This window comes from Planobispora rosea, from assembly GCF_014648175.1.
Classification (GTDB): domain Bacteria; phylum Actinomycetota; class Actinomycetes; order Streptosporangiales; family Streptosporangiaceae; genus Planobispora; species Planobispora rosea.
This window is the reverse complement of the sequence record NZ_BMQP01000016.1, coordinates 139,409-162,741: the sequence shown is the minus strand read 5'-3', so window position 1 is coordinate 162,741 and position 23,333 is coordinate 139,409. Positions and strand designations below refer to the sequence as shown.

Here is a 23,333-nt window from a genome sequence, read left to right as displayed (position 1 = left end):
TGTCCCGCACGAGAGACGTAAGGCGAATGTCGGGTAACGGGAATCGTCCGCACGCCGGGTCGGGCCTGGCGCTCACCGTCGGCTCCGCGCTGTTGTGGGGCCTGGCCCACCTGCGGACGGGCCGTCACCGGACCGGCGCCGTCCTGATGGCGTCCTACCTGACCGTCGTCGCCACGGTGACCACCACCGTTCTCACCGCGCGGTCGTTCCTGCTCACCCTGGCGGTGCAGCCGCTCTGGCTCGGGGTCTTCGGGGTGGGCGCGGTGCTGTTCGCGCTCGCCACCATGGCGGTGGTCATCCGCTCCTACCAGCTCGTCCGGCCCCGGCCGCTGACCGGTGCCGCGGACTACCTCTCCGCCGCCGCCGTCGGCCTGCTGTGCGTCCTCATGGTCGTCCCGATGGCCTACGCCGCCCGGCTCGCCTACGTCTCCCGGGGGCTGGTGTCCTCGGTGTTCGGCACCAGCTCCACCCCCGTGGCGGCGGATCCGTGGGAGGGGCGGGAGCGGGTCAACATCCTGCTCATCGGCGCGGACGCGGCGCCCAGCCGGTACGGCGTGCGCACCGACAGCATGACGGTGGCCAGCGTCGACACCCGTACCGGCGCGACCGTGCTGTTCGGCCTGCCCAGGAACCTGCAGCGGGTCCCGCTCCCGGCCGGCCCGGCGCGTGACCGCTTCCCCCTCGGCTTCGGCGGTGAGCCCCCGTACACCCCGGGGATCCTCAACGAGGTCTGGCAGTACGCCGAGGACCATCCCGAACTCGTCCCGGGCGTGGCCGCGGGAGAACGCGGCCCCACCCTGCTGAAGAAGACGATCGGCGGCATCCTGGGCCTCGACGTCTCCTACTACGCGATGGTCGACATGAGGGGCTTCGTCAGGATCATCGACGCGATGGGCGGGGTGCGGGTCACCGTCCCGGGCCCGATCGTGTACGGCCGGCGCAACGAGGGCCTGATCGAGGCGGGCACGCGCACGCTCTCCGGCGAGGAGGCTCTCTGGTACGGAAGGTCCCGCACCTTCAGCGACGACTACGTCCGGATGGGCCGCCAGAAGTGCCTGCTGAACGCGGTCGCCAAGCAGGCCGACCCGGTGACGGTGCTGCGGAGCTTCGAGCGGCTGGCCGACGCGGCGGTGGACACCGTCTCCACCGACATCCCGAGGGAACTGCTCCCCGCGCTGGTCACCCTGGCGGGCGAGGTGAAGACCGCGAGGATCGAGAGCCTCCAGTTCGTCCCGCCGCTGATCGACACTTTCGACCCGGACTATCACCTGATCAGACGGAAGGTCGCCGCGGCCCTGTCGGAGAAGGCCGGGGACAGGCCCACCCGCACGTCCGCCGCCACCCGCAAGCCCCTGGCCGCCTCCACCTCCACACCCGCGCCCCCGGCTCCGGTCCCGGTTCCGGCCCCGGAGACGACGTCACTCCCGGCCCCGGACACGACCTCCCCCACGGCGCCGGCCTCCCCTCAGGAGCCCGTCACCCTCGACGAAGCCTGCCCCTGACCCCACGAGGCCCTGACCCCACGAGGCCCCGACCCGCCGAGGCCCCGGCTGCTTCCGTACGGTCGCGACACGCGGCCGTTCTCGCCATATCCGCCCCCGGCCTCTGCTGAGCGTGGCATGATGCACCCGAGGGTTGCAATGGTTTTCATAATCAGATTGGATCTCCCATCATGCGGGTGGCATTCGTCGGGAAGGGCGGCAGCGGCAAGACGACCCTGTCCGCGCTGTTCGCCAGGTACGTGGCGACCCAGGGCGCGCCGGTCGTCGCGGTCGACGCCGACATCAACCAGCACCTCGGCATGGCCCTGGGGGTGGACGACGGCGGGCTGCCCCGGTCGCTGGGCTCCCACCTGACGGAGATCAAGGAATACCTGCGCGGCGACAACCCGCGGATCACCTCGGCCGCGGCCATGGTGAAGACCACTCCACCCGGCCGCGGTTCCCGCCTGCTGACCCTCGACCCGGCCGACGACCCGATCCACTCCCGGTTCGCCGTCACCGCCCCCGACGGCCTCCGGCTCATGGTCACCGGCCCGTTCGGCGAGGACGACCTCGGCGTGGCCTGCTACCACTCGAAGGTCGGGGCGGTCGAGCTCTACCTCAACCACCTCGTCGACGGCCACGGGGAGTACGTCGTGGTGGACATGACCGCCGGAGCCGACTCCTTCGCCTCGGGCCTGTTCACCCGCTTCGACATGACCTTCCTCGTCGCCGAGCCGACCCGGCAGGGCGTCGGCGTCTACCGGCAGTACCGCGACTACGCCGCCGACTACGGCGTGCCCATCGCGGTCGTCGGCAACAAGGTCCACGGGCCGGGGGACGTCGCCTTCCTGCGCGAGCACGTCGGCGACGACCTGCTGGTCTGTCTGGAGCACTCGCCCGCCGTCCGGGCCATGGAGCAGGGCCGCCCGTTCACCCTCGACGACCTCGAACCCGTCAACGCCGAGGCCCTCACGGTGCTCCTGAAGCACCTCGACGCCCAGGAGAAGGACTGGGCGCGGTTCGGCCGCCAGGCCGCCGAGTTCCACCTCCGCAACGCGGAGGCGTGGGCGAACCGGGCCGTCGGCGAGGACCTGGCCGCCCAGATCGATCCCGGTTTCGTCTTCGGGCCCACGCGAGTGTCGCCCCATCGCTAGATGGAGTGATCGCCCAACCCGATTTAGCGTCTGAACAATCCCCTTATGAGAGGAGAACGCAGCATGTCGCTGACCGTTTCGAACGATCTTCTCGACCAGGCGAGAGCCGGCGAGGTGGACGACGCGGCGTTCGTCGCCTGCGTCCGCGACTCGCTCCCCTACGCCTGGTCGGTGATCAGCGGCCTGGTGGAGGAGCGTGAGCGCACCGGCGCCGAGTTCGCCGACAACACCGTCCCCCCGCCGGACGAGGCCGCCCGCGGACAGCTCCTGCGCTGCCTGGCCAGCGACTCCATGCGCGGCGCCCTGGAGCGTCACTTCGGCATGAAGCTGGCCTTCCAGAACTGCCACCGGGTCGCGGTCTTCGCCCCGTCCGCCACCGAGGCCCACGCCGAGTTCGTCACCGCCCGGTCCCAGATCCTCAACCAGTCCCCCGAACTCGTCGACTGCTGACCTTCCGGACCACCTGACCACAACCAGGGCGCGGGCCCGACACCCGCGCCCTTTCACATTCACGGAACCGGGGCCAGTCCTGGAATCATGTGAGAGTCGGCACCTGACTATCGAACTGGCGGTTCAGGAATGCGAGTCAACCGCAGGGGGCAGATCACGATCCCCGTCGATCTCCGCAAGAAGTACGGCATCACCGAGGGCGACGAGGTGGATGTGATCGAGGTCGGCGGCACGCTGACGATCGTGCACCGTGAGAGCGGCGAGACCAGAGGGCAGCGGCTGGTTCGCCGGATGCGGGGCGCTGCCTCCACCACGATGAGCACCGATGAACTCATGCGGCTGCTACGGGGCGACGATTGGGGAAGCGGCATAGTGACGTAACGTGTCGCATTGACTACGATTCGCTGGGTGACCCCCGCACACGTGCACACCTACACTCACACCATGAGCGAGAACGCGTTCGAGGTCCCGCTGAACGAGGTGGACGGGCACCTGCCCGATGTCATCGCCGCCGCCACCGAGCGCCGCACGATCGCCTATCTCACCGATCAGGGCCACCGTGTCGCCGCCATCGTGCCCACCGAGGAAGCGTGGTACTGGACTCCGGGCTGGCAGGCCGCGGAGGCAGAAGCCGATGCTGACTTCCGAGAAGGCCGTACCCGCGTTTTCGACACCATGGACGACATGTTCGCCGAGATCGATGTCGTTCGAGGCGAGGACATGGGGTGAGATACGAACGCGCCGCGTCTTTCCTCCGAGACGCATCACGGCTCCCCCCGGAGCATTACACGATGTTCAAGGATGCCGTCTACAAGCATTTTCTCCCCGCTATCTCCCAGGGAGCGCACACCGGCACGGTGCCGTGGCCGACCAGGCTGCGGATCCACAAGTTGACTGACACCGATATCTACTCATTGACGTGGAATTTCGCCTCCCCCGATGGACGAGCGACATTTCGCTTCACCACCCATGACGACAGCGAACCCGTTCTCCAATCGCGCCGGATCGGGGACCACTCGATCTACAACCGTCCCTGATCCGGACAGGTGGTCAGATTCACCGGCCTTCTTCACGGAGCCGGGGGAGGACCTCGGTGCCGAGGCGGCTGATGTTCTCCAGGGTGCGGGCGTGTTCGCCGGCTCCCTCGACCATCAGGATCAGATGACGCAGGCCCGTCGCGGCAACGGTCCGCTCGATCGACGCGACGCAGTGATCCGCCGATCCCACCGGGTGGGTCGCACAGAGGAAGTCGACATATCCGGAAATATCGCGTTGCGGTCGAGGACGCCCGTCCACCGGCACGTATCCCGCGAGCCCCGGCTCCAGCCAGCGCGGCATGCTCGCCTTCAACTCCCGTACGGCCTGAGCCGTCGAGTCGGCCACGTGTCCGACCGCCGCGGCGATGTGCCCGGCGTGGTCGTTCCTCCCTGACGGGAACGCCGCGGCGCCCCCGGCCCGCCTCCCGTAGGCCCGCTCCCCGTAGGCCCGGATCATGGCGGCCTTCTCCTCGTCCCCCACGTGCATGCCCAGCAACATCGGGAGCCCCCGCCCGGCCGCCAGCGCCACCGTCCCGGCCGAGGTGCACGCCACCACCGGGCGGAGCCGTACCGCCGGGACCATCGGCACCTCGCGGAACCGGAAGAACTCCCCGTCCGCCGCGACCGTGTCCCCGCCGAGAGCCGCGCAGAGCAGGCCGAGGGACTCGGCGAAGCCGCGCTCGAACCGGTCCAGCCCGGTCCCGAACACCTCCAGGTCCACCCACGGCCCGCCCCGGCCCACACCGAGCGTGAACCGGCCGCCCGAGGCCGCGTCCAGGATCGCCGCCTGCTCGGCCAGGTCCACGGGGTGCCGGGTGGACAGCACGCTCACCGCCGTCCCGACCCGGATCCGGCGGGTACGGCCCAGCGCCACGCCGGCCAGCGTCACCGCCGACGGGCACACGCCGTACGACATGAAGTGGTGCTCGGCGATCCACGCGTCGTCGAACCCGGCCTCCTCGGCGGCGACCACCGCCTCCACCGTGTCCCGCAGCACCTCGCCCGGGGACCGGCCGGGGAACCCCGCCGCGATCAGGAAGACGCCGACGCGCACCGGGTGCCGCCCGCTACCCGAAGAGCCCGAGCTGGCCCGCCCCGGCCGTGGCGTCCCGGTGTCTCCTCAGATGACTCCAGCGGGGCAGCTTGTCGAGGTAGGACCACGACAGGCGGTGGTGTTCGGTCGGGCCGTGCTCGGCCAGGGCCCGCCGGTGCACCGGGGAGGGATAGCCGGCGTTGCTCGCGAAGCCGTACTCCTCGAAGCCCAGGGAGGCCATGTAGGCGTCCCGGCGGACCTTGGCGATCACCGAGGCGGCGGCGACGGAGACGCAGGACTGGTCGGCCTTGATCTCGCACCGGACCGGCCAGGGGGCGCCGAGGTAGTCGTGCTTGCCGTCCAGGATCACCGCGCCGGGGCGGACCGGCAGCTCGGCGAGGGCCCGGCGGGCGGCCCGGCGCAGCGCCTCGGTCATGCCCAGCTCGTCGATCTCTTCGTGGGACGCCTCGCCGTACCCGATCCCGGCCGCCCACGCGGTGATCTCGGGAACCAGGGCCTCGCGGCGGGCCGGGGTGAGCAGCTTGGAGTCGGTGAGCCCGGCGGGCGGCTCCGACAGGTCGGTGACCACGGCGCAGACCGCCACCGGCCCGGCCCAGGCGCCCCGTCCCACCTCGTCGATCCCGGCGACCGGCGTCGGCCCGCCGGCGGACAGCAGGCGTTCGAGCGCGTACGAGGGAGGCATGGGGCGAGTTTACGGGGCCGGCGGCTCCGGGGCCGCCGGTTGCCGGCGCGGGCTCCCGGTTGCCGGCGCGGGCCGCCTCGCCGCGCGGGTGCCGCTCACGGGATCGCCGGTTCGAGCGCGGTGAGGTCGGCGGCGAGGTAGCGGGCGGCGACGTGGATGGCCCGCAGGGTGACGGCGACGGCGGGACGCTGGACGCTGGCGGCACGGGCGACGGCGTGGACGTCGCGGCCGGCCGGAGGGCCGGGGATCTCCCGGACGGCGATGCCGCGCACCCCGGCGGCCAGGGCCAGCGCCGGGACGGCGGCGATGCCGACGCCCTTGGCGACGAGGCTGAGGATGGTGCTCAGCCCCTCGAACTCCCACGGCACCGGTGGCGCCCCGCCGACCTCGGCGAGCATCCGGTCGACGGCCAGCCGGGAGGGCTCCCCGTCCGGGGTGGCCATCCAGGGCTCGTCGCGGAGCTCCATCAGGTCGACCGGCTCCCCGGGATCGGCGAGCCGGTGTCTGCGCGGGACCACGAGCACCAGCGGGTCGCGCAGGAGCGGGAAGATCCGCGTCGTCTCCGAGTCGTGCATCCTGCCATACCAGTCGTCCACCAGCGCAATGTCCGCCTCACCCGCCTGGACCTCGCGGAGCCCGCGCCCGGCCCGGCTCTGTGACATCCGCAGGGTCAGCGCGGCGTGCCGGCGCAGCGATCTGGCCAGCGCCGGTGCGAATGCCACGGCCGCTGTGGGGAAGGCGGTCACGGCGACCCTGCCGGAAGGGGTGGCCGCCTGTGCCGACAGGTCGGACTCGGCCGCCTCCACCATCGCGAGGATGCGTTCGGCGTGGGCGACGAGGCGGCGTCCGGCCTCGGTCAGCTCGGCGCTGCGTGCGGTCCTGTCGATCAGTACGGCGTTCGCCTCACGCTCCAGCGCGGCCAGCTGCTGGGAGACCGCCGAAGGGCTGTAGCCCAGCGACGCGGCGGTCGCGGCGATGCTTCCCTTCCGGGAGAACTCGCAGATCAAGGCAAGACGACGCAGATCGAGCATCGGAGTTCCTTACGCCTACCCACACGAACCGAAGCTTGTCCTGATGCCTTATATCCCCGAATCTGGGAACGTTCCTAAGAGAAGGAGAAATATCCATGAGCGTCACACTTTCCGCCACTTTGGCGGCAAATGAGGAGATAGCCCGTCGACAACACGCGGGTGAGCGGGTGCTCAACCTCGCCTTCGGTGAGGCCGGGCTCCCCGTGCACCCGTCCCTGGTGGAGAGACTGGCCCGCGCGGCCGGGCGGAACGGGTACGGGCCGGTCGCCGGGATGGCCGCGCTGCGCGAGGCGGCCGCCGGCTACTGGGAGCGCCGGGGCCTGCCCACCGACCCGGAGACGGTCGTCTGCGGGCCCGGGAGCAAGCCCCTGCTGTACGGCCTGCTGCTGGCGATCGGGGGTGACGTCGTGCTGCCGATGCCGAGCTGGGTCAGCTACGCCGCCCAGACCGAGCTGGCCGGGGCACGCCCGCTGCTGATCCCGGCGCCCCCCGGCGAGGGAGGGGTGCCGGACCCCGAGCTGGTCGTCCCCGCGGTCCTGCACGCCCGCTCCCAGGGGCGCGAGGTCCGCTCACTGGTGGTCACGCTGCCCGACAACCCCAGCGGCCGGCTCGCGGCCAAGGACACGATCAAGGAGATCGCGCGGATCGCCCGCGCCCTCGACCTGACGATCATCTCGGACGAGATCTACCGGGACCTCGTCCACCTGCCGGAGGAGGACTTCCTCAGCCCCGCCGACGTGGCCCCCGAACGCACCGTGGTCACCAGCGGGCTCAGCAAGAGCCTGGCCCTGGGCGGCTGGCGGATCGGCGTGGCCCGGGTGCCCTCGGCCGAGCTGCGGGCCCGGCTGCTCGCGGTGGCCAGCGAGATCTGGTCCAGCCCGGCGGCGCCGGTGCAGGAGGCGGCGGCCTACGCCTACACCGAGCCGCCCGAGCTCGTCGAGCGGATCGACCGGAGCAGGCTGCTGCACGGCACCGTCGCGCGGGCGGTGCACGCCCGGCTCGTCAGGGCGGGCGTCACGGTGCACGCGCCCCAGGGCGGCTTCTACCTCTACCCGGACTTCACCGGCCTGCCCGGGGGCTTCGCGACCTCCGCCGGGCTGGCCGCCTTCCTGCTCGACCGGCACGGCGTCGGTGTGCTCCCGGGGGACGCCTTCGGCGACGACCCCGCCGCGCTCCGGGTGCGGGTGGCCACCAGCCTGCTGTACGGCGAGACGGCCGAGCGGCGGCTGGCCGCGCTGGAGGCCCGCGACCCCCTCGGCCTGCCCTGGATCGCCGCCTCCCTCGACCATCTCGACCAGGCTCTCGACGGTCTGAACTCGGTACGGCCCGCCGCCCGCGCGCCCCGCCGTACGGATCTCTCGGCACTCCCCGCGGCCGGGTGATCCACAGCACGCATCAGTTGGATAACGACACCCGGGCGAGCCGCCGGGACGGGGTGATGACAGCCCGGTTGATCTGCGCTTTCTCCCCCTCCGGGTAGGCGCGGTCACCGCTTTCCCGGATGCTCACTGAGATGTCTCGTGCTATTTGGCATTAGACATGCTGAGCAGCCCCCATCATGTGCTCATGCCCGCTTTTGTCACCTTGTCTGGGCGCTCCGTGCGCCTGGAACCGCTCAGCCTCGCGGTCGTCGACGATCTCGTCGCCGCGGCGGGTGAAGACCGTACGACGTACACCTTCACCCGCGTTCCCCATGGCCGGGAGGAGATGGTCTCCTACGTGGAGGCCGCTCTGGCTGAGCAGGCGGAGGGCCGCGCGTTGCCCTTCGCCATCCGGTGGCTGCACACCGACCGCGTCGTCGGTGCCACCCGTCTCATGAACCTGGAGTACTGGCAGGGTCCCATGCCCTGGCCTCCGGGTTCACGTGGCGCGGTGGGCGAGGTCCCGTCCGTGGCGGACATCGGTTACACCTGGCTGGCCGCATCGGCCCAGGGCACGGGTGTCAACCGGGAGAGCAAGTACCTGATGCTCTCCCTCGCCTTCGAGACGTGGCAGGTCCACCGCATCACCCTGAAGGCAGACATACGGAACGTACGATCCCGGGCCGCCATCGAGGCCCTCGGCGCGCATCTGGACGGTGTGCGGCGGGCGGAGAGCCGAGGCGCCGACGACACGGTCCGAGATACCGCGTTCTACTCGATCCTGAGTTCCGAGTGGCCGCTCGTGCGAGAACGCCTGCACGCGCGGCTCGGTCTGGTCGAGGCCGCGTAGAGCGTCGTCCCCCGTCACTTCGATGACCCAATGGAGCATGAGGCCCACCCGGTATTCCGGGTGGGCCTTTGTTCATCTATCGGTTGAGCACTCGCCGCCCCGCGAGGGCCTGAGGACCGGGCATGACCGCCCCCGCATGGGGCCATGTCCGGCATGACTTAGCATCCCGGACCTGGCTTGATGCCTGATTGACGCCCGATCAACGTCACGGTTGACGGACGCCCGCACCCGTACCGGTTTCTATGGAGCGGGCAACGAAGGATCTATCATTCCGTCATAAATATTCCCCGAGTGCGGAGATTCCGAAAATGGCTGTTCAGGGCAGCGAAGCCGGACTGCGCTTCGCCGTACTCGGCCCTGTCCAGGCCTGGCGTGACGGTGCCGAGCTCGATCTGGGCACCCCGCTGCAACGTTCCATTCTGGCGATGTTGCTCCTGCGCGAGGGCCGGGCGGTGACCCCGACCGAGATGATCGACGCCATCTGGGGGGAGGAGGCGCCTCCCCGGGCGCTGGGCGCGCTGCGCACCTACGTCTCCCGGCTGCGCGCCGTACTGGAACCCGGCCGTTCCCCGCGGACCCGGCCGGAGATGCTCACTTCCGTGGGCAAGGGCTACGCGCTGATCCTGACCGGCGCGAGTCTCGACCTGACGCTCTTCAACCGGCACGTCCAGCAGGCCGAGACGGCCCGGCGCGCCGGGGACCTGTCCGCGGCCGCGGAGAGCCTGCGCACGGGGCTGGCGCTGTGCACCGGCGAACCCCTCGCCGGGGCCGTGGGCCCCTACGCCGAACACCAGCGCGACCGGCTGGCCGAGCGCCGGATGAGCGTGCTGGAGAACCTCATGGAGCTCGACCTGGAGCTCGGCAGGCACGCCGACGTCGTCTCCGACCTCATCGCGCTGACCGCCGAGCACCCGCTCCGCGAACGGCTGCGCGCCCAGCTCATGCTGGCCTACTACCGGTGCGGACGGCAGGCGGACGCGCTGGCGGTCTTCGCCGACACCCGCCGGGTGCTCGCCGACGAGCTGGGCATCGACCCCGGCCCCGACCTGGCGGCCCTGCACCGGCGCATCCTCGCCGCCGACCCCGCCCTCGCCCCCACCCCCGCCGAGCCGGTACGGCTCCCGCCCCCCGCCGCCGACTCCACGACGACGGGACAGGCCGGGACGGGAACCGCCGCGGAGACGGTCGCCGCAGGGACGACCACCGAGGGAACGATCACCGCGGGAACGATCACCGCTCCGCCCGAGGTGCCCGAGCTGCCCCGCCCGGCGCAGCTCCCGGCCGCGGTCAGCGACTTCACCGGCCGCTCCCAGATCATCACCCGGCTGCGCAGCCTGCTGTCGGTCCAGGGCAGCCCCCAGGGCGGCGCCGAGGGCGTGCCGGTGGCCGCCATCTCCGGCATCGGAGGCGTCGGCAAGACGGCCCTGGCGGTGCACGTCGCCCACGCCATGCAGGACCTCTTCCCCGACGGGCAGCTCTACGCCGACCTGCGCGGCTACGGTGAGGAACCGACCGCCCCCGAGTCGGCGCTGGCGGCGTTCCTGCGCGGGCTGGGCCTGCCCCCCGACGTCATCCCGGACGGCCTGGCCGAACGCTCGGCGCTGTTCCGCTCGCTGCTGGCCGAGCGGCGCATGCTCGTGCTGCTCGACAACGCCCGCGACGCCGTGCAGGTCACACCCCTGCTGCCCGGCTCGACCGGGTGCGCGGCGATCGTGACCAGCCGCCACAAGCTGGCCGACCTGGCCTCGGCCCGGCTGTTCGACCTGGACGTGATGGAGCCGGAGGAGGCGCTGTCGCTGTTCGGCGCGGTCGCCGGCGCCGAGCGGGTCGCCGCCGAGCGGGCCGCCACCATGGACGTGGTCGCCGCCTGCGGATTCCTGCCGCTGGCCGTGCGGATCGTGGCGGCCCGCCTGGCGGCCCGGCCCACCTGGACGGTCGCCTCGCTCGTCCCCCGGCTGGCCGACGAGCGCCGCAGGCTGGACGAGATGCGCGTGGGGAACCTCGCGGTGGAGGCGACGTTCGCCCTCGGGTACGGCCAGCTGGAGGAGGCCCAGGCACGGGCGTTCCGGTTGTTGTCCCTGCCCGGCGGGCCGGACATCTCGGTCTCGGCCGCCGCCGCCGTACTGGACCTGGACCCGACCCGGACCGAGGACCTCCTGGAGTCGCTGGTGGACTCCAGCCTGCTGGAGGCCCCCGCCGCGGGCCGCTACCGCTTCCACGACCTGCTCCGGCTGTTCGCCCGCCGGGCCGCCGAGCGCGGCCCCGACCCCGAGGCCGGTCCCGCGGCGCTGAGCCGCCTGCTCGGCTTCTACCTGGCCTCGGCCCAGTCGGCGCACCGGCTCGCCTACGAGGGCAGCGTGGTCGCCGACCAGTTCACCGTGTCCGGCTCCGGGCACGTGTTCTCCTCCGCCGACGAGGCCATGACCTGGCTCGCGGTCGAGGCCGACGCGCTGTTCGCCTCCATCTCCCAGGCCGCCGCCGGCACCGCCGACGCCGCGTCGCTGCTGCCCGCCGCCGACCTGCTGCTGGCCATGGAACCGCTGCTGGAGTCCGGCACCCACGTCCGCGAGTTCGACCAGCGGATCCAGGAGGTGCTGGCCGCCGCCGAGCGGGTGGGGTCGGCCGCCGCCGAGCTGCGCTGCCGCTACCTGCTGGGCCGGTTGCTGTTCGGCGCGAACCGGCTGACCGAGGCGGAGGACGCGTTCCGTGCCGCGCTGGAGCTGTCGGCCGGGGGCGACCGGATCGTCACCGGCGAGACACTGAACGCGCTGGCCGTCGTGGTGGGGCGGCAGCGCCGCCACGTGGAGGCGCTGGCCTGGTTCGACTCCGCCCGCAAGGCGTTCCGGGAGATCGGCGGGCAGGGCGGGGAGGCGCTGACGCTCAGCTACTCCGCCCGCGAGCACCTGTTCCTGGGCCAGCCGGAGGAGGCGATCGCCGCCGCCGAGCAGGGCCTGGCGACCTTCAGCGAGATGGGTTCGGCCGCGGGCACCGCGCGGGCCCGCTACCACCTGGGCATCGTGCTGTCACGGGTCGGGCGCCTGAACGAGGCGGTCCACCACCACGCCGAGTGCCTGGCCTTCTTCCGGGCGAGCAACCAGCGGGTGTGGGAGCAGCGGGTCTGCTCGCGGCTGGCGGAGACGTTCATCACGGCGGGCCGGTTCGGCGACGCCGTCCGCCACGCCGAGCAGGCCCTGAGCGTGAGCCGCGAGATCGGTCACCCGTACGGCGAGGCGCAGGCCCTGTGGGTGCTAGGCCGGGCGCTCTCCGGGCAGGGCGGCGTCGCGCGGAGCCGGGACTGTCTCCGGCGTGCCCACGACCTCTTCGCCCGTCTCGGCGCCCCCGAGGCCGGGGACCTGCGGGCCGTCCTCGACCGGGACCAGGCCGGAGACGGTTCCGAGCCCGTCGTATAGCCCGTCGTCGAGGCGCGTCATCCACACGTGGTTGATCAACCTAATCCTTCGGGTTCGTAGCCGTACAGTGTACGGCGGCTCGGGGCTGGTAACCGGCCGGGTTCACGGCCGTGCCGCGCGCGGTGGTCCGGTTGACGACCCGGCCGGCCGTCACAACCATCGCTCAGCGCGTAGGGGGCCCGGGTTGATACCGGTGCGCCTTGCGGTGGCTAGCCGCCTCACATCGACGGCCGGCCGGATCTCCTGGCACCGGCCCTTCACCCCCCGGGCCTGTGCCATGCCCAGAGCTTCCCCCACCCCGTTCAACGTCGAATCAACAACCGATCGCGGGATATCCACAGCCTGTGGAGGATCAGCCTGTGGATATGTGGAAAAACCCCTCGGCGATCAGCGGACGGAGCACTTCCGGCGCCTTCGCCAGCAGGTCATCGGCGCTCTCCCCGGTCAGGTCGGCGATCGCGGCGAGCAACGGGGCCAGTGGATAATCACCGTCGCAGACACCCGCCAGGGCGGCCTCCACCGTCCCCACCCGGGCGCTGCGGCACAACCCCCGCGTCTGCCTGAGCACGATCGTGGAGGGGTCCTCCGCTCCGGGCGGGCCGGTCCGCTCCTCCACGACCCCGTCGGCGACGACCAGCCGGGCCGCGAGGATCTCGGCGTCGCTCAGCCGGTGCGCGTCGGCGATCGAGCCGAGGACCTCGTCCACGTAGCCGCCCACCGGGAGCTCCACCCGCCGCCCGTACTCCTCGGCCCGGACGACCGGGTCCAGGCTCCCGGAGTCGTGCAGCGTGATCCAGCCGAACCCGACTCCGGTGACGCCGGCCGCCTCGAACCAGCCCAGCCAGTCGTCGTACAGCTCCCGGTAGCGGTCGGTGCCCTGCTCGGCGGCGTCGCGCAACCACAGCTCGACGTACTCGGCCGGGTCCTGGACGTCCCGCTGCACCGCCCAGCCGTCACAGCCGGTCCCGGCCAGCCAGCCGCCGACCCGGTCCTGCCAGTCCTCCCCGGCCACGTGCAGCCAGTTCGCCAGGAGCTGGCAGGTGCCGCCGGGGTTGAGGAAGCGCGGCGCCCGCCGTACGAGATCGCGGCAGAAACCGTCCGCCTCGAACCCGGACTCGCGGTAGGTGAACCGGCCCCGGGGAGAGATCACGAAGGGCGGGTTGGAGACGACCAGGTCGTACCGCTCGCCCTCGACGGGCTCGAAGAGCGAGCCCTCACGGGCGTCCACGCCGTCGATCCCGGACAACGCCCAGCTCATCCGGGCCAGCTCCAGCGCGCGCGGGTTCACGTCGGTGGCCGTGATCTCCTCCGCCCGTCCCGCCAGGTGCAGCACCTGCACCCCGCACCCGGTGCCCAGGTCGAGGGCGCGCCCCACCGGGCGGCGGGTGACCAGCTGGGCGAGGTTCGCCGAGGCGCCGCCCGCCCCGACCACGTGGTCCGCGCGCAGCGCCCGGTCCCCGGGCCGGACCTTCCGGTCGGAGACGACGTATCCACCGGTCTCCCAGGGCTGCAGGTGGACCTCGGCGGTGATCCGGGAGCCGTCGACCGCCAGCAGGCCCATACGCGCGAGCTCCGCCACCGGGAGCCCGGCGGGGGCCTCGACGGGGACGCCGAGCCACCACAGCCGGATCAGCGTGCCGAGCGGGTCGCCGTCACGGGTGGCGCGCAGGGCGGGGACGAGCTCCTCCCGGGACAGGGCCGTGGCCGCGACGTCACCGAGCCGCCCCCGCACGCCCTCGACGGTGTAGCCGGCCTCAAGAAGTAGGTCACGGAGCCTGCCCAGCGGGTCCTTCACCGGTTCATCCTTACATCGTCGATACCTAAGGTGATGAGACTGTTACAGATCGACGTAAGGGATCTGCAAGCGTCGTACAAGTCTCAGGCGGTAATTCTGTATGGGCCGCCTCCCCCGCACCCGTGAGGATCCGCCATGTTGATCCCTTGTCTCGCCTGCGAGTCCCGCTTCCGGCCGGAAGAGTACTTCCAGGCATGCCATGACTACCGTCGAGGAAAGGATCTGGTCTTCTGGACCTGCCCGCGATGCGGTAACCAGGACGAACTGCGCGTCTTCCCCGGTGAGCTCGGGTTCGGCTACCAGCGGCGCGGCAAGTTCGACGTGAGCGACCGGCTGCGCGTTCCCGGCTTGCGGCGGCAGCGGCAGGACATGCGCCTGGACATCTCCCTGGAGGAGAAGGTCTGGCGTGTTCCCACCCGCTCGCGCCAGCTGGCGGGAGCGCACTGAGCGGGAGAAGGGCCGGCGCCGGCCCCGATCAGTCGGAGTGCCGGCGCAGGCTCTGCCATGCGGCCTCGCAGAGGCCGGAGATCTCCTCGGGCGTGGGCTGGTGCGCCCCGGCGAACCACAGACGGCACATCTCCATCGCCGGACCGAGCCAGAGGACGTAGCACATCGTGGGATGCACCGGCTGGAGAAGCCCGGCCTTCATGTGCGGCCGCCACCAGTCGGAGACCTGCCGGAAGAACGCCCGCCGCGAGTCGGCGACCTCGACGCCCCCGGGCTCGTCCCGCTTGGGCGGGCGCTCGCTGATCAGCAGGTGGGCCCGCTCACGGTGCTCGCCGCACCAGGACATGTGCAGGGCGACGATGGCCTCGATGCCCTCGCGCGCGCCCTCGTGCCTGCGCAGCTCGGTGATGAAGGCTTCCTGGTACATGTTCAGGGTGTCGGCGTAGAGCACGCCGAAGACGTGTTCCTTGCTCGCGAAGTGGTGGTAGAAGCTGCCAACGCTGACGCCGCTCTCTTTGCGGAGGCTGGCCAGCGTGGTCGCCGAGACCCCGTCCTGACTGAATCGGCGCAGGGCTCCGTCGACGATCCGGCTCCGGCCGTCACGGCCGTTCTTGGCACTCTTCACGAGGTCAATGGTGGAGCAACAGAACCTTGTTCCGCAAATACTCCGGCACACCTCAGCCCGGGTCGATCTTAGTGGACACCTCCACCGTGCCGGAAGAGACCCGCATCACAGCCCCCGGCCACTCCTTGCGGATCATCGACAGCACCTTGCGGTTGCCGCCGAGCACGTCCATTCCCACGGTCCGCGCCCCGCCCGCCGCCGCCCGGCGCAGGAGCCTGCGGACCAGCCGGGAGCCCAGCCCGTGCCCCTGCCAGTCATCGGTCACCACGACGGCGATCTCGACGTCGCTCTCACCGCCCCGGAAGCTCATCGCGTGCCCGACCACGGTGTCCCCGCACACCGCCAGCAGCGCGTCACGCCGCTCGTCCACCGCGAGCAGCGCGCGCACCATGCTCGCGCCCGGATCGCCGAGCCCGGTGAAGAAGCGCAACGCCTGGGTGTGCGGCGACAACTCGGCGAGGAAGCCGCGAACCCGTTCCTCGTCGTCCATCCGCGCGGGCCGGATCTCGACTCCGTCGGACGCCGGGAACCGCCCGCCGTCTCCCACCAGGGGTCGCCCGGTCTCTCCGGGGGAGACCCTCCCGGCGTTTCCCGGTGGTACCCGCGCCGGATCACGGCGGGGTCGTACCAGCTGAGTTCGAATCATGGACTCAGACTCCCGCAGGACACCTGAGTCTGTCAACTAGACTTAGCCGCGTTGGAGGTGACGCCATGGCCACTTACGATGCGGACATGAGTGAGGCGACCCTCGGCAACCTGCCCTTCCGGGTGGACAACTGCTCAATCGAGCGCACGTTGGGCATCGTGGGCGAAAAATGGACGTTCTTGGTACTTCGCGAGGCGTTCAGCGGGGTCCGCCGCTTCGCCGACATGCAGGCCGCCACGAGGGCGCCCCGGCAGGTGCTGAGCGCCCGGCTCGCCCGGCTGGTGGAGGAGGGACTGCTGCGCAAGGTCCCCTACCGGGAGCCCGGCCAGCGCCAGCGGGACGAATACCGGCTGACGCAGGCGGGTCTCGACCTCTATCCGATCATGGTCGCGCTGATGCACTGGGGCGACCGGTACCTCTCCGAGCCGGACGGCCCCCCGGTCCTGCTCACCCACCGCGGCTGCGGGGCTCTGGTGGAGCAGCACTTCCGGTGCGCCGACGGCCACGAGATCGCCGGACCTCGCGAGGTCACCCCCCTCCCCGGCCCCGGCGCCCCGGCCACGCCGGGCAAGGGCACGCCGAGGGGAGACAGCCGGGACGGGGACAGCCGGGACGGGGACGCGCCGGACCGAGCGCCGGACCGTACGGCCGACGCCGGAGGCTGATCAACAGGGCTGACCACCAAGGCTGATCACCGGGGGCCGGACCCGCCGGGCCCTCTCCGCCGGGGGACACGCCCTGCGGGGTGGCCGGGGAACGGGGCGGTCGGTCCGGTGCCTACCCTTGGGAACGTGTACCGGTTCCTGCTGACTCCCCGATGGATCGCACTCCACATCGTGGTGCTGCTGGTCATCCCCGCCTTCGTCTTCCTCGGACAGTGGCAGTTCGGCCGTTTCGAGGAACGCTCGGCCAGCAGTGACCAGATCTCCGCCAACCTGGAGGCTCCCCCGGTCCCCGTCACGGCGCTCAGCCGGCCCGGCGGCGGCGTGAACGAGCGGGACAAGTACCGCACCGTGACGGCCACGGGCACCTTCGACGCCGCCCACCAGCTGCTCGTACGGCGCCGCGTCCAGAACAGCGTCGTCGGCTTCTACGTCGTCACCCCCCTGGTCACCGGGAACGGCGAGGCGGTCCTGGTGAACCGGGGCTGGGTCAGGGCGGGCGCCACGGCCGACGCCCTCCCGGAGGTCCCCGCGCCGTCGGCGGGCCAGGTGACCGTCACCGGACGGATACGCCCCTCCGAGACCGAGGAGTCCTCCGGCATCCGCGACCGCGCGGGGCTCCCCCCGGGGCAGGTGCTCCTGATCAACGCCGAGACGGTCGGCAGGGGCCTGCCGTACCGTCTCCTGGGCGGATACGTCGACCTGGTCGAGCAGTCGCCGCGGGCCGCCGCGGCCCCCGACCCGGTCCCCGCCCCGGAGGTCGGCGAGGGCGGCGGGCTGAACCTGGCGTACGGCGTGCAGTGGTGGCTGTTCATCGGGGTCGCGGTCGGCGGCTGGCTCCTCCTGATCCGCCGCGAGGCCGCCGACCTGAAGGCGGAGGCCGCCAAGCAGACCGGACAGGACAGGCCGGTCGGTCAAGACGGACAGGACGGACAGAGTGAGCGACCGGACGCGGAGACCGAGACCGAGTCGACGACCGCGTAGCCCCTCGCCGAAAGGCCGCGCACCATAAGGCCGCACACCATCGGGGACGTCCCGGTCCGGTGGAGTTCCGGGGAGAGGCCCGGTCTATCCGAGGAGAAGCCCGGCGAGCTGGCCCACCCCCACGGCGGCGACGGCGGACAGGAAGCCCAGACCGACCGAGAGCAGGCAGCCCGATCCGCCGCTCACCCGCCCGCGCGGCTTGGGATGCCGTTCGGCTCCGTACCAGATCGGCCGGGGTTCCAGCAGGAGGAAGAGGATCGCTCCGACCTGCCCGACGGTGAACAGCCAGAACCAGGCCCACCCGTTGCCCAGCCGGGGTGTCGAGCCGAGCATGGTCAGGAATGTGATCACCCAGGCGGCGCCGACCACCCAGACGCCTGCGCCCAGGGGGGCGTAGAACGGCCAGTCAGGCAGGATCCAGTTGGAGTCCGCGGTCCGCCTGTCCGCCTGTTCCGCCCGGACGAACTTCTCACCGATGTCCCGCCGCAGTTGCCTGATCGAGTAGGCGTCCGGGCTCTCGCCCGTCGGCATTACGGCGGCGTGCCAGATCAGCGACCCTTCCGACCACACCAGGCGGGAGATGTCACCCCCCTCGTGCCAGTAGGTGACCTGGGCGATCCGGCCGGCGGCCATCGCCGTCCGGAACTCCTCCAGCGTGCGGCTGGACGGCGCGAAGCTCAGCGAGACGACGAGGGCGCCTCCGAGCAACACCATGAGCAGCGCGACCCGTATCGCGATCCCCACGCCTCGCCGGACAGCGCGTACCCGCTGCTCGTCCATCGGACCTCCGGGGGTGACGTACCTACCGCTCGCCCGTCCCCTCCTTCCTACCTCACGAGATCAGGAAGCGGCGATCCCCAGGCCGAACGCGACCGTCACGGCGAGGACGAACCCCTTCGTCCCGTCGATCCCGGGCCCGGCCGGCAGCGGCTCGCACGGCAGCGGCTCGTACCGCCCGCGCCAGAGCGGGTACGGCTCCAGCAGCACGTACAGGAACGACCCGCCGACCAGGAACATCCAGCACCAGGCGGGACGGCTGGCGTAGCGGTGGTCCCGACGGGTGAGCATGAGCAGCCAGGCCAGCACCTCCGCCGCCATCGCCAACGGCGCGAACGGCGCCCACCACCGCCCGTAGGCCGGCGAGCCCGCCGTCAGGCCCATCGGCCCCCGGGCGGAACCCCCGATCCGCACGATCTCGACGGAGGGGTCCGCCGCTGCCCGCACCCGCGCCAGGAACGCCTCCTGGCGGCGCTCCAGGGCCTGCGGGATCAGCCGGGTGGTCTCCGGGTCCCAGACGTCGCCGGGCTGGTCGAAGCGGGCCTGACTCCAGGACAGGGGGCCGTGCGACCAGGTCAGGGTGCCGTACGCGGGCCAGCTCCGGTCGTAGACGACCTTGGTGACGCCGCCGGCCCGCAGGTCGGCGATGAGCTCCTCCGCGTCGCGCAGGGGCGGGGCCTGGTTCAGGTGGACGACGACGGTCGAGAGGGCGAGGACGAACAGCAGGGCGAGGCGCGCGCCGTAGGGGATCCCGCTCCGCACCGGGACGACCGTCTGGAGGCGCGCGCCGTACGGGATCTCCCTGCGCACCGGAACAACCGTCAGCACGCCCGCTTCCTCCCCGAGACACCGGCCCGCGCGACGGGTGCGGGGCACTGAAGAGCCAGCTTGCCGCGCTAAACCTACATTCCTCATAAGTTTCTGATAGTTGAGGGATTAGTGGGTAGGAGGGGCTGTCAGGGCCCGCCACGAGCAGCACCCTCCCGGCGGGTCCTGAAGCCTCGGAACCGCCGACCATCCCCCTCCGGCGGTTCCGGGGCGGATCCGGTTCCGGGGCGGATCCAAGGTGGATCCAAGGCGGATCCGGGATCAACACGAGACCTCGTGGCTTGTCCGCCGTGATGCGGGCACCGTACCGTTAATCGCGTGACGACGCCGCTGCTGCCCGACCCCGAGCCCAGGCGGCGGGACTATGTGATCATCTCTGCCGACGATCACCTGATCGAGCCCCCCGACACGTTCGAGGGCCGTCTCCCCGAGAAATACGCCGACCTCGCCCCCAAGGTGGTGGAGACCGACTCGGGTCACCAGGTCTGGCGGTACGGCGGGGCCACCTACCCGTGCGCCGGGATCGACGTCGGCGCCGGGCTGCCGCGTGAGCAGTGGACACTCGACCCCGTCCGCTTCGAGCACATGCGGCCGGGCTGTCACGACATCGAGGCCCGGATCGAGGACATGGACCGCGGCGGCGTCTGGGCGGCGCTCTGCTTCCCCGGCATGCTGGCCGGGCAGGCCGGGCTGGCCTTCGCCAGGACCCGCGACCAGGAGCTGGGCCTGGCGCTCCTACGCGCCTGGAACGACTGGCACGTCGAGGTCTGGGCGGGCACCTATCCGGAGCGGATCATCGCGCTCCAGCTCCCCTGGCTGGCCGACCCGGAGATCGCCGCCAAGGAGATCCGGGACAACGCCTCCCGCGGGTTCAAGGCCGTGGTCTTCCCCGAGTTCCCCTCCCGCCTGCGCCTGCCCTCGATCCACAGCGACCACTGGGACCCGTTCTTCCGGGCCTGCGAGGAGACCGGCACCGTCGTCTGCCTGCACACCGGGACCGGTTCCTGGACCCCCGTGCCCTCCAACGACACGCCCATCGAGGCGATCACCACGCTCGTTCCGGCCAGCGCCATGTTCGCCTGCGCCGACTGGCTCTGGTCGGGCGTGCCGCTGCGCTTCCCCGCGCTGCGGATCCTGATCGTGGAGGGCGGCGTGGGCTGGCTGCCGATGCTGGCCGAGCGGGCCGACTACGCCCTGGACCACCCGGTCGCCGGGGAGGCCTCCTGGGAGGGCGGCCTGAAGCCCAGCGAGGTGCTGCGCCGCAACTTCTTCTTCGGCACCCTCAACGACCACGCCCTGTCCGGCGTGCGCCTGGCCGTGGGGCTGGAGCACGTGCTGCTGGAGAGCGGTTACCCGCACTCCGACTCGACCTGGCCCGACACCCAGCAGTCCGTCGCCCGCACCCTGGGCGCGCTGCCGCCCGCCGACATCGCCCGGGTGGCCTACGGCAACGCCGCCAGGCTCTTCGGCCACCCGCTCCCGTCCCGCGCCTGGCTCAGGATGGAAGAACTCTGACGTGGTTGCGCTCCCACTCGACGTAGCGCCCGCTCTCACCGAGCAGTGAGCCCATCAGCCAGAGGAAGACGCCGAAGTCGTCGACCACCCCGATGAGCATCAGGAACTCGGGGATGACGTCCACCGGTGAGATCATGTAGAGCACGCCGAGGCCCAGCATGGCCAGCTTGCCCCGGCCCATGCCGGGATAGCTGCCGTTGAGCACGGAACCGACGAGCCGGGGGATCGCCCGGAGCCGGGCCCCGAGTCCCGGCGTCCCCGGCCGGGTCACCTCCCTGTACGCCTTCCAGGCCTGCGCCGCACGTGCCGCCTTCGCCATGGGGAACCTCCTCGCAGAACACGCTCGTTCCAGTCGCGGCCTCTACCCGGCCTCCTCGCGATATAACGCGTGATCCCCTCGGAGGGTTCCCCGGCATCCCACCGCACCCTTCCGCCGGACTCCCGGCGCCCCGTGCCCGCCCCGGCGCCGCACCACGCCCTTCCACCGGACCGCGGGGCGGAGAGGGCGCCGGTACGGCGAGCCGTGGCGCGGAGTCGTCCGGTGCCCGTGGGCGGCGCTCAACCCGCGGTGGGGGCCAGATCCCGTACGGCCTGCGTGATGGGGATCTCGCCGCCCGGGATGGGCGCGAGCACCGGGGTGGTGAGGCCGTTGTCGACGTACTCCCGGATCCGGGCGCGGCAGGTCGCCGCGTCGCCGTGGACGACGAGGTCGTCGACGACCTCGTCCGGGATGGCCTTGAGCGCCGCCTGGCGGTCTCCGGCGGCCCAGGCCTCGTGCAGCGGGCGGAGGGTCTCACCGCGTCCCAGCCAGTCGTGGAAGGCCGCGTAGACGGGGACGGTCAGGTAGCTGGCGAGCATCCACCGGGCGAGTTCCCTGACCTTCTCCGCGTCCTCGCTGACGCACACGAAGAGACGGGCGATCAGCTCGGTGTCCGGGCCGATCTCCGCGCGGACCTTCCGTACGTCCTGCGGGGAGAGCCAGTTGGTGATCGCGCCGTCGGCCTCCTCGGCGGCCAGGCGGAGCATCCGGGGGCGGAGCGCGGCCAGGACGATCTTCGGCGCGACCTTGGGGGCGCGCTCCAGCTTGAAGCCCTTGACCTCGAAGGTCTCGTACTTCTCGGTGACCTTCTCGCCGGCCAGCGCCTTCTTCAGGAAGCGAAGCGTGTCGCGGGTCCTGGAGAACGGCTTGACGAACTCCCCGGCGTTCCAGCGCTCGACGATGGCCGGGGAGGAGGCGCCGATGCCCAGCACGAACCGCTCGGGGGCGAGGTCGGCGAGCGTGGCGGCCGACATGGCCAGCAGGCCGGGTCCCCGGGTGGAGACCGGGACGATCGCGCTGCCCAGGCGGAGGCCGGGAGCCCACTCGGAGGCGAGCGCGAGCGGTGTGAAGCCGTCGACGCCGTTGACCTCCGCCGACCAGATGTCGGTGTAGCCGAGCTCGGGCAGCTCGGCGACCAGGTCCTTCGATGCGGCCAGTGAACGGTCGTAGAAGGGAACCGTCATTCCCCAGCGTGCGCCCGTCGCCATCGTGCTGCCTCCCATGGTTCCTGCTCGAACACTGTCCGGAACACCACTGTCCGGAACTGTCTAGAACGACGTTCTGGTGTAGCTTGCCGCACCGGTACCGGGGGCCGTCAACAATCTGACCATACCAACCGGACGGTATGTTGCGGAGAACGGCCCGTTCCCGGCCCCCGTCCGGGGGAACCTCAGGAACGCGGGGAACCTCAGGAACGCAGCTCGTGGACCCCGGCGATGAAATCCTTCGCGATGCCCCGCAGGCCCGGCAGGTGCGAGAGCGCGACCAGCCGGTCCACCAGCGGCACGGTCAGCTCGATGAGCCGGTAGGTCTTCCGGCACCCCTCCGAGGTGTCGTGCACCCAGAACAGCACCACGCCCATCGAGAGCAGCCAGAGCAGCTCGGGCAGTTCCTTGCGGAACTCCGGGTCCATCCGCCCCTCCGACCCCTCCACGACCCGGCGGTAGATCGCGATCGACGACTCCCGCGCGGGCGAGGACTCGACGCTGAAGGGGCTGAGCGGGTTGGTCGGCTCGGCCGCGTGCTTGAAGAACTTCACCGCGAACTCGTGGTACGGCTCGGAGACCCGTACCCACTCGCGCAGCACCCCGTCCAGGCGCCCGGCGAAGGACCGCTCGGTGGCCAGCAACCCCTCGCACGCCGCCTCGTGCTCGGCCTGCGCCCGGTCGTAGTAGGCCTGGACCAGCGCTTCCTTGGAGGAGAAGTAGTAGTAGGCGTTGCCCACCGAGACCCCCGCCTCGGCGGCGATGGCGCGCATCGTGGTGGCCTCGTAGCCCCGTTCGCGGAACAACCGCAGAGCTGTCTCCACAATGATCTCACGGGTCCGATCGGATCCCCGGACCCTCTTCCGGGCAGACGTGGCCACGCTCGTCACTGTACGTCCCCTGACCCCATCAGGTCATGGCGGCGCACGGTGATCGGCATCACAGGGTAAAAACAGGGCCCTCGGAGGAGTCGCCGGGTTTCAGCGGTGGCATCGCTCCTCTCGGCGGAAGGGCGAT

The 23,333-nt window shown here is 71.6% G+C and carries 24 protein-coding genes; 13 read left to right on the top strand and 11 right to left on the bottom strand.

The window, feature by feature from the left end:
* Positions 1 to 26: 26 nt before the first annotated feature.
* The 6 genes from IEZ08_RS18200 (at position 27) to IEZ08_RS18175 (ending at position 4,125) form a co-directional block, all read left to right on the top strand.
* Positions 27 to 1,502: an LCP family protein gene (locus IEZ08_RS18200; RefSeq protein WP_189242545.1), complete on the top strand. Its 1,476-nt coding sequence runs from the start codon at positions 27 to 29 to the stop codon at positions 1,500 to 1,502.
* Positions 1,503 to 1,672: 170 nt separating this feature from the next.
* Positions 1,673 to 2,638: an ATP-binding protein gene (locus IEZ08_RS18195; protein WP_189242544.1), complete on the top strand. Its 966-nt coding sequence runs from the start codon at positions 1,673 to 1,675 to the stop codon at positions 2,636 to 2,638.
* Positions 2,639 to 2,701: 63 nt separating this feature from the next.
* Complete coding sequence (locus IEZ08_RS18190; protein WP_068928185.1) at positions 2,702 to 3,088, top strand: SCO5389 family protein; 387 nt, start codon at positions 2,702 to 2,704, stop codon at positions 3,086 to 3,088.
* 129 nt (positions 3,089 to 3,217) lie between these two features.
* Positions 3,218 to 3,469: an AbrB/MazE/SpoVT family DNA-binding domain-containing protein gene (locus IEZ08_RS18185; protein ID WP_068928186.1), complete on the top strand. Its 252-nt coding sequence runs from the start codon at positions 3,218 to 3,220 to the stop codon at positions 3,467 to 3,469.
* Between the two features lie 63 nt (positions 3,470 to 3,532).
* A complete protein-coding gene (locus IEZ08_RS18180; RefSeq protein WP_141704322.1) occupies positions 3,533 to 3,817 on the top strand; it encodes a hypothetical protein in 285 nt (94 codons plus the stop codon).
* Between the two features lie 62 nt (positions 3,818 to 3,879).
* Positions 3,880 to 4,125, top strand: coding sequence for a hypothetical protein (locus IEZ08_RS18175; protein WP_229803231.1), 246 nt, complete (start codon positions 3,880 to 3,882; stop codon positions 4,123 to 4,125).
* Between the two features lie 19 nt (positions 4,126 to 4,144).
* On the opposite strand, the gene IEZ08_RS18170 is transcribed toward IEZ08_RS18175, so the two are convergent.
* The 3 genes from IEZ08_RS18170 to IEZ08_RS18160 form a co-directional block, all read right to left on the bottom strand.
* Positions 4,145 to 5,179: an LLM class flavin-dependent oxidoreductase gene (locus IEZ08_RS18170; RefSeq protein WP_068928189.1), complete on the bottom strand. Its 1,035-nt coding sequence runs from the start codon at positions 5,177 to 5,179 to the stop codon at positions 4,145 to 4,147.
* Between the two features lie 13 nt (positions 5,180 to 5,192).
* Positions 5,193 to 5,861 (bottom strand): ribonuclease HII, encoded by a 669-nt coding sequence (rnhB, locus tag IEZ08_RS18165; protein ID WP_189242543.1) that lies wholly within the window; start codon positions 5,859 to 5,861, stop codon positions 5,193 to 5,195.
* A 95-nt stretch (positions 5,862 to 5,956) separates the two neighbouring features.
* A complete protein-coding gene (locus IEZ08_RS18160) occupies positions 5,957 to 6,892 on the bottom strand; it encodes a LysR family transcriptional regulator (RefSeq protein ID WP_068928191.1) in 936 nt (311 codons plus the stop codon).
* 95 nt (positions 6,893 to 6,987) lie between these two features.
* On the opposite strand from IEZ08_RS18160, the gene IEZ08_RS18155 reads away from it, so the two are divergent.
* From IEZ08_RS18155 to IEZ08_RS18145, 3 genes are all read left to right on the top strand, one after another.
* Entirely contained in the window at positions 6,988 to 8,274 is a 1,287-nt protein-coding gene (locus IEZ08_RS18155) for a pyridoxal phosphate-dependent aminotransferase (protein WP_189242542.1), read from the top strand.
* Between the two features lie 184 nt (positions 8,275 to 8,458).
* Positions 8,459 to 9,103: a GNAT family N-acetyltransferase gene (locus IEZ08_RS18150; RefSeq protein ID WP_084781125.1), complete on the top strand. Its 645-nt coding sequence runs from the start codon at positions 8,459 to 8,461 to the stop codon at positions 9,101 to 9,103.
* A 308-nt stretch (positions 9,104 to 9,411) separates the two neighbouring features.
* The gene (locus IEZ08_RS18145; RefSeq protein ID WP_189242541.1) at positions 9,412 to 12,513 is read left to right on the top strand and encodes an AfsR/SARP family transcriptional regulator; all 3,102 of its coding nucleotides are present in this window, start codon (positions 9,412 to 9,414) and stop codon (positions 12,511 to 12,513) included.
* 352 nt (positions 12,514 to 12,865) lie between these two features.
* Here IEZ08_RS18145 and IEZ08_RS18140 read toward each other — a convergent pair whose 3' ends face one another.
* Entirely contained in the window at positions 12,866 to 14,308 is a 1,443-nt protein-coding gene (locus IEZ08_RS18140; RefSeq protein ID WP_229803230.1) for a DUF7059 domain-containing protein, read from the bottom strand.
* 135 nt (positions 14,309 to 14,443) lie between these two features.
* Between IEZ08_RS18140 and IEZ08_RS18135 the strand changes: the two genes are divergently transcribed.
* Entirely contained in the window at positions 14,444 to 14,755 is a 312-nt protein-coding gene (locus IEZ08_RS18135) for a hypothetical protein (protein WP_068928196.1), read from the top strand.
* Between the two features lie 28 nt (positions 14,756 to 14,783).
* Here the strand turns inward: IEZ08_RS18135 and IEZ08_RS18130 are convergent, their stop codons facing one another.
* Both IEZ08_RS18130 and IEZ08_RS18125 read right to left on the bottom strand, forming a co-directional pair.
* Positions 14,784 to 15,380, bottom strand: coding sequence for a TetR/AcrR family transcriptional regulator (locus IEZ08_RS18130; RefSeq protein WP_068928197.1), 597 nt, complete (start codon positions 15,378 to 15,380; stop codon positions 14,784 to 14,786).
* Positions 15,381 to 15,432: 52 nt separating this feature from the next.
* Complete coding sequence (locus tag IEZ08_RS18125) at positions 15,433 to 15,927, bottom strand: GNAT family N-acetyltransferase (protein WP_229803229.1); 495 nt, start codon at positions 15,925 to 15,927, stop codon at positions 15,433 to 15,435.
* A 185-nt stretch (positions 15,928 to 16,112) separates the two neighbouring features.
* On the opposite strand from IEZ08_RS18125, the gene IEZ08_RS18120 reads away from it, so the two are divergent.
* Entirely contained in the window at positions 16,113 to 16,691 is a 579-nt protein-coding gene (locus tag IEZ08_RS18120) for a winged helix-turn-helix transcriptional regulator (protein ID WP_229803227.1), read from the top strand.
* 126 nt (positions 16,692 to 16,817) lie between these two features.
* On the top strand, positions 16,818 to 17,672 hold the full coding sequence (locus IEZ08_RS18115) for an SURF1 family cytochrome oxidase biogenesis protein (protein WP_189242539.1): 855 nt from the start codon (positions 16,818 to 16,820) through the stop codon (positions 17,670 to 17,672).
* A gap of 84 nt (positions 17,673 to 17,756) precedes the next feature.
* Here IEZ08_RS18115 and IEZ08_RS18110 read toward each other — a convergent pair whose 3' ends face one another.
* Positions 17,757 to 18,452, bottom strand: a complete 696-nt coding sequence (locus tag IEZ08_RS18110; RefSeq protein WP_068928199.1) for a hypothetical protein — start codon at positions 18,450 to 18,452, stop codon at positions 17,757 to 17,759.
* 60 nt (positions 18,453 to 18,512) lie between these two features.
* Positions 18,513 to 19,277, bottom strand: a complete 765-nt coding sequence (locus tag IEZ08_RS18105) for a hypothetical protein (protein ID WP_068928200.1) — start codon at positions 19,275 to 19,277, stop codon at positions 18,513 to 18,515.
* A 318-nt stretch (positions 19,278 to 19,595) separates the two neighbouring features.
* Here IEZ08_RS18105 and IEZ08_RS18100 point away from each other — a divergent pair, with 318 nt between their 5' ends.
* Positions 19,596 to 20,792 (top strand): amidohydrolase family protein, encoded by a 1,197-nt coding sequence (locus IEZ08_RS18100; protein WP_068928201.1) that lies wholly within the window; start codon positions 19,596 to 19,598, stop codon positions 20,790 to 20,792.
* Here IEZ08_RS18100 and IEZ08_RS18095 read toward each other — a convergent pair.
* From IEZ08_RS18095 to IEZ08_RS18085, 3 genes are all read right to left on the bottom strand, one after another.
* Entirely contained in the window at positions 20,773 to 21,111 is a 339-nt protein-coding gene (locus IEZ08_RS18095) for a YkvA family protein (protein WP_068928202.1), read from the bottom strand. The two genes, IEZ08_RS18100 and IEZ08_RS18095, sit on opposite strands and share 20 nt — an antisense overlap.
* 239 nt (positions 21,112 to 21,350) lie before the next feature.
* The gene (locus tag IEZ08_RS18090) at positions 21,351 to 22,319 is read right to left on the bottom strand and encodes an LLM class F420-dependent oxidoreductase (RefSeq protein ID WP_068929306.1); all 969 of its coding nucleotides are present in this window, start codon (positions 22,317 to 22,319) and stop codon (positions 21,351 to 21,353) included.
* 200 nt (positions 22,320 to 22,519) lie between these two features.
* Complete coding sequence (locus IEZ08_RS18085) at positions 22,520 to 23,140, bottom strand: TetR/AcrR family transcriptional regulator (RefSeq protein ID WP_229803225.1); 621 nt, start codon at positions 23,138 to 23,140, stop codon at positions 22,520 to 22,522.
* Between the last annotated feature and the right edge of the window lie 193 nt (positions 23,141 to 23,333).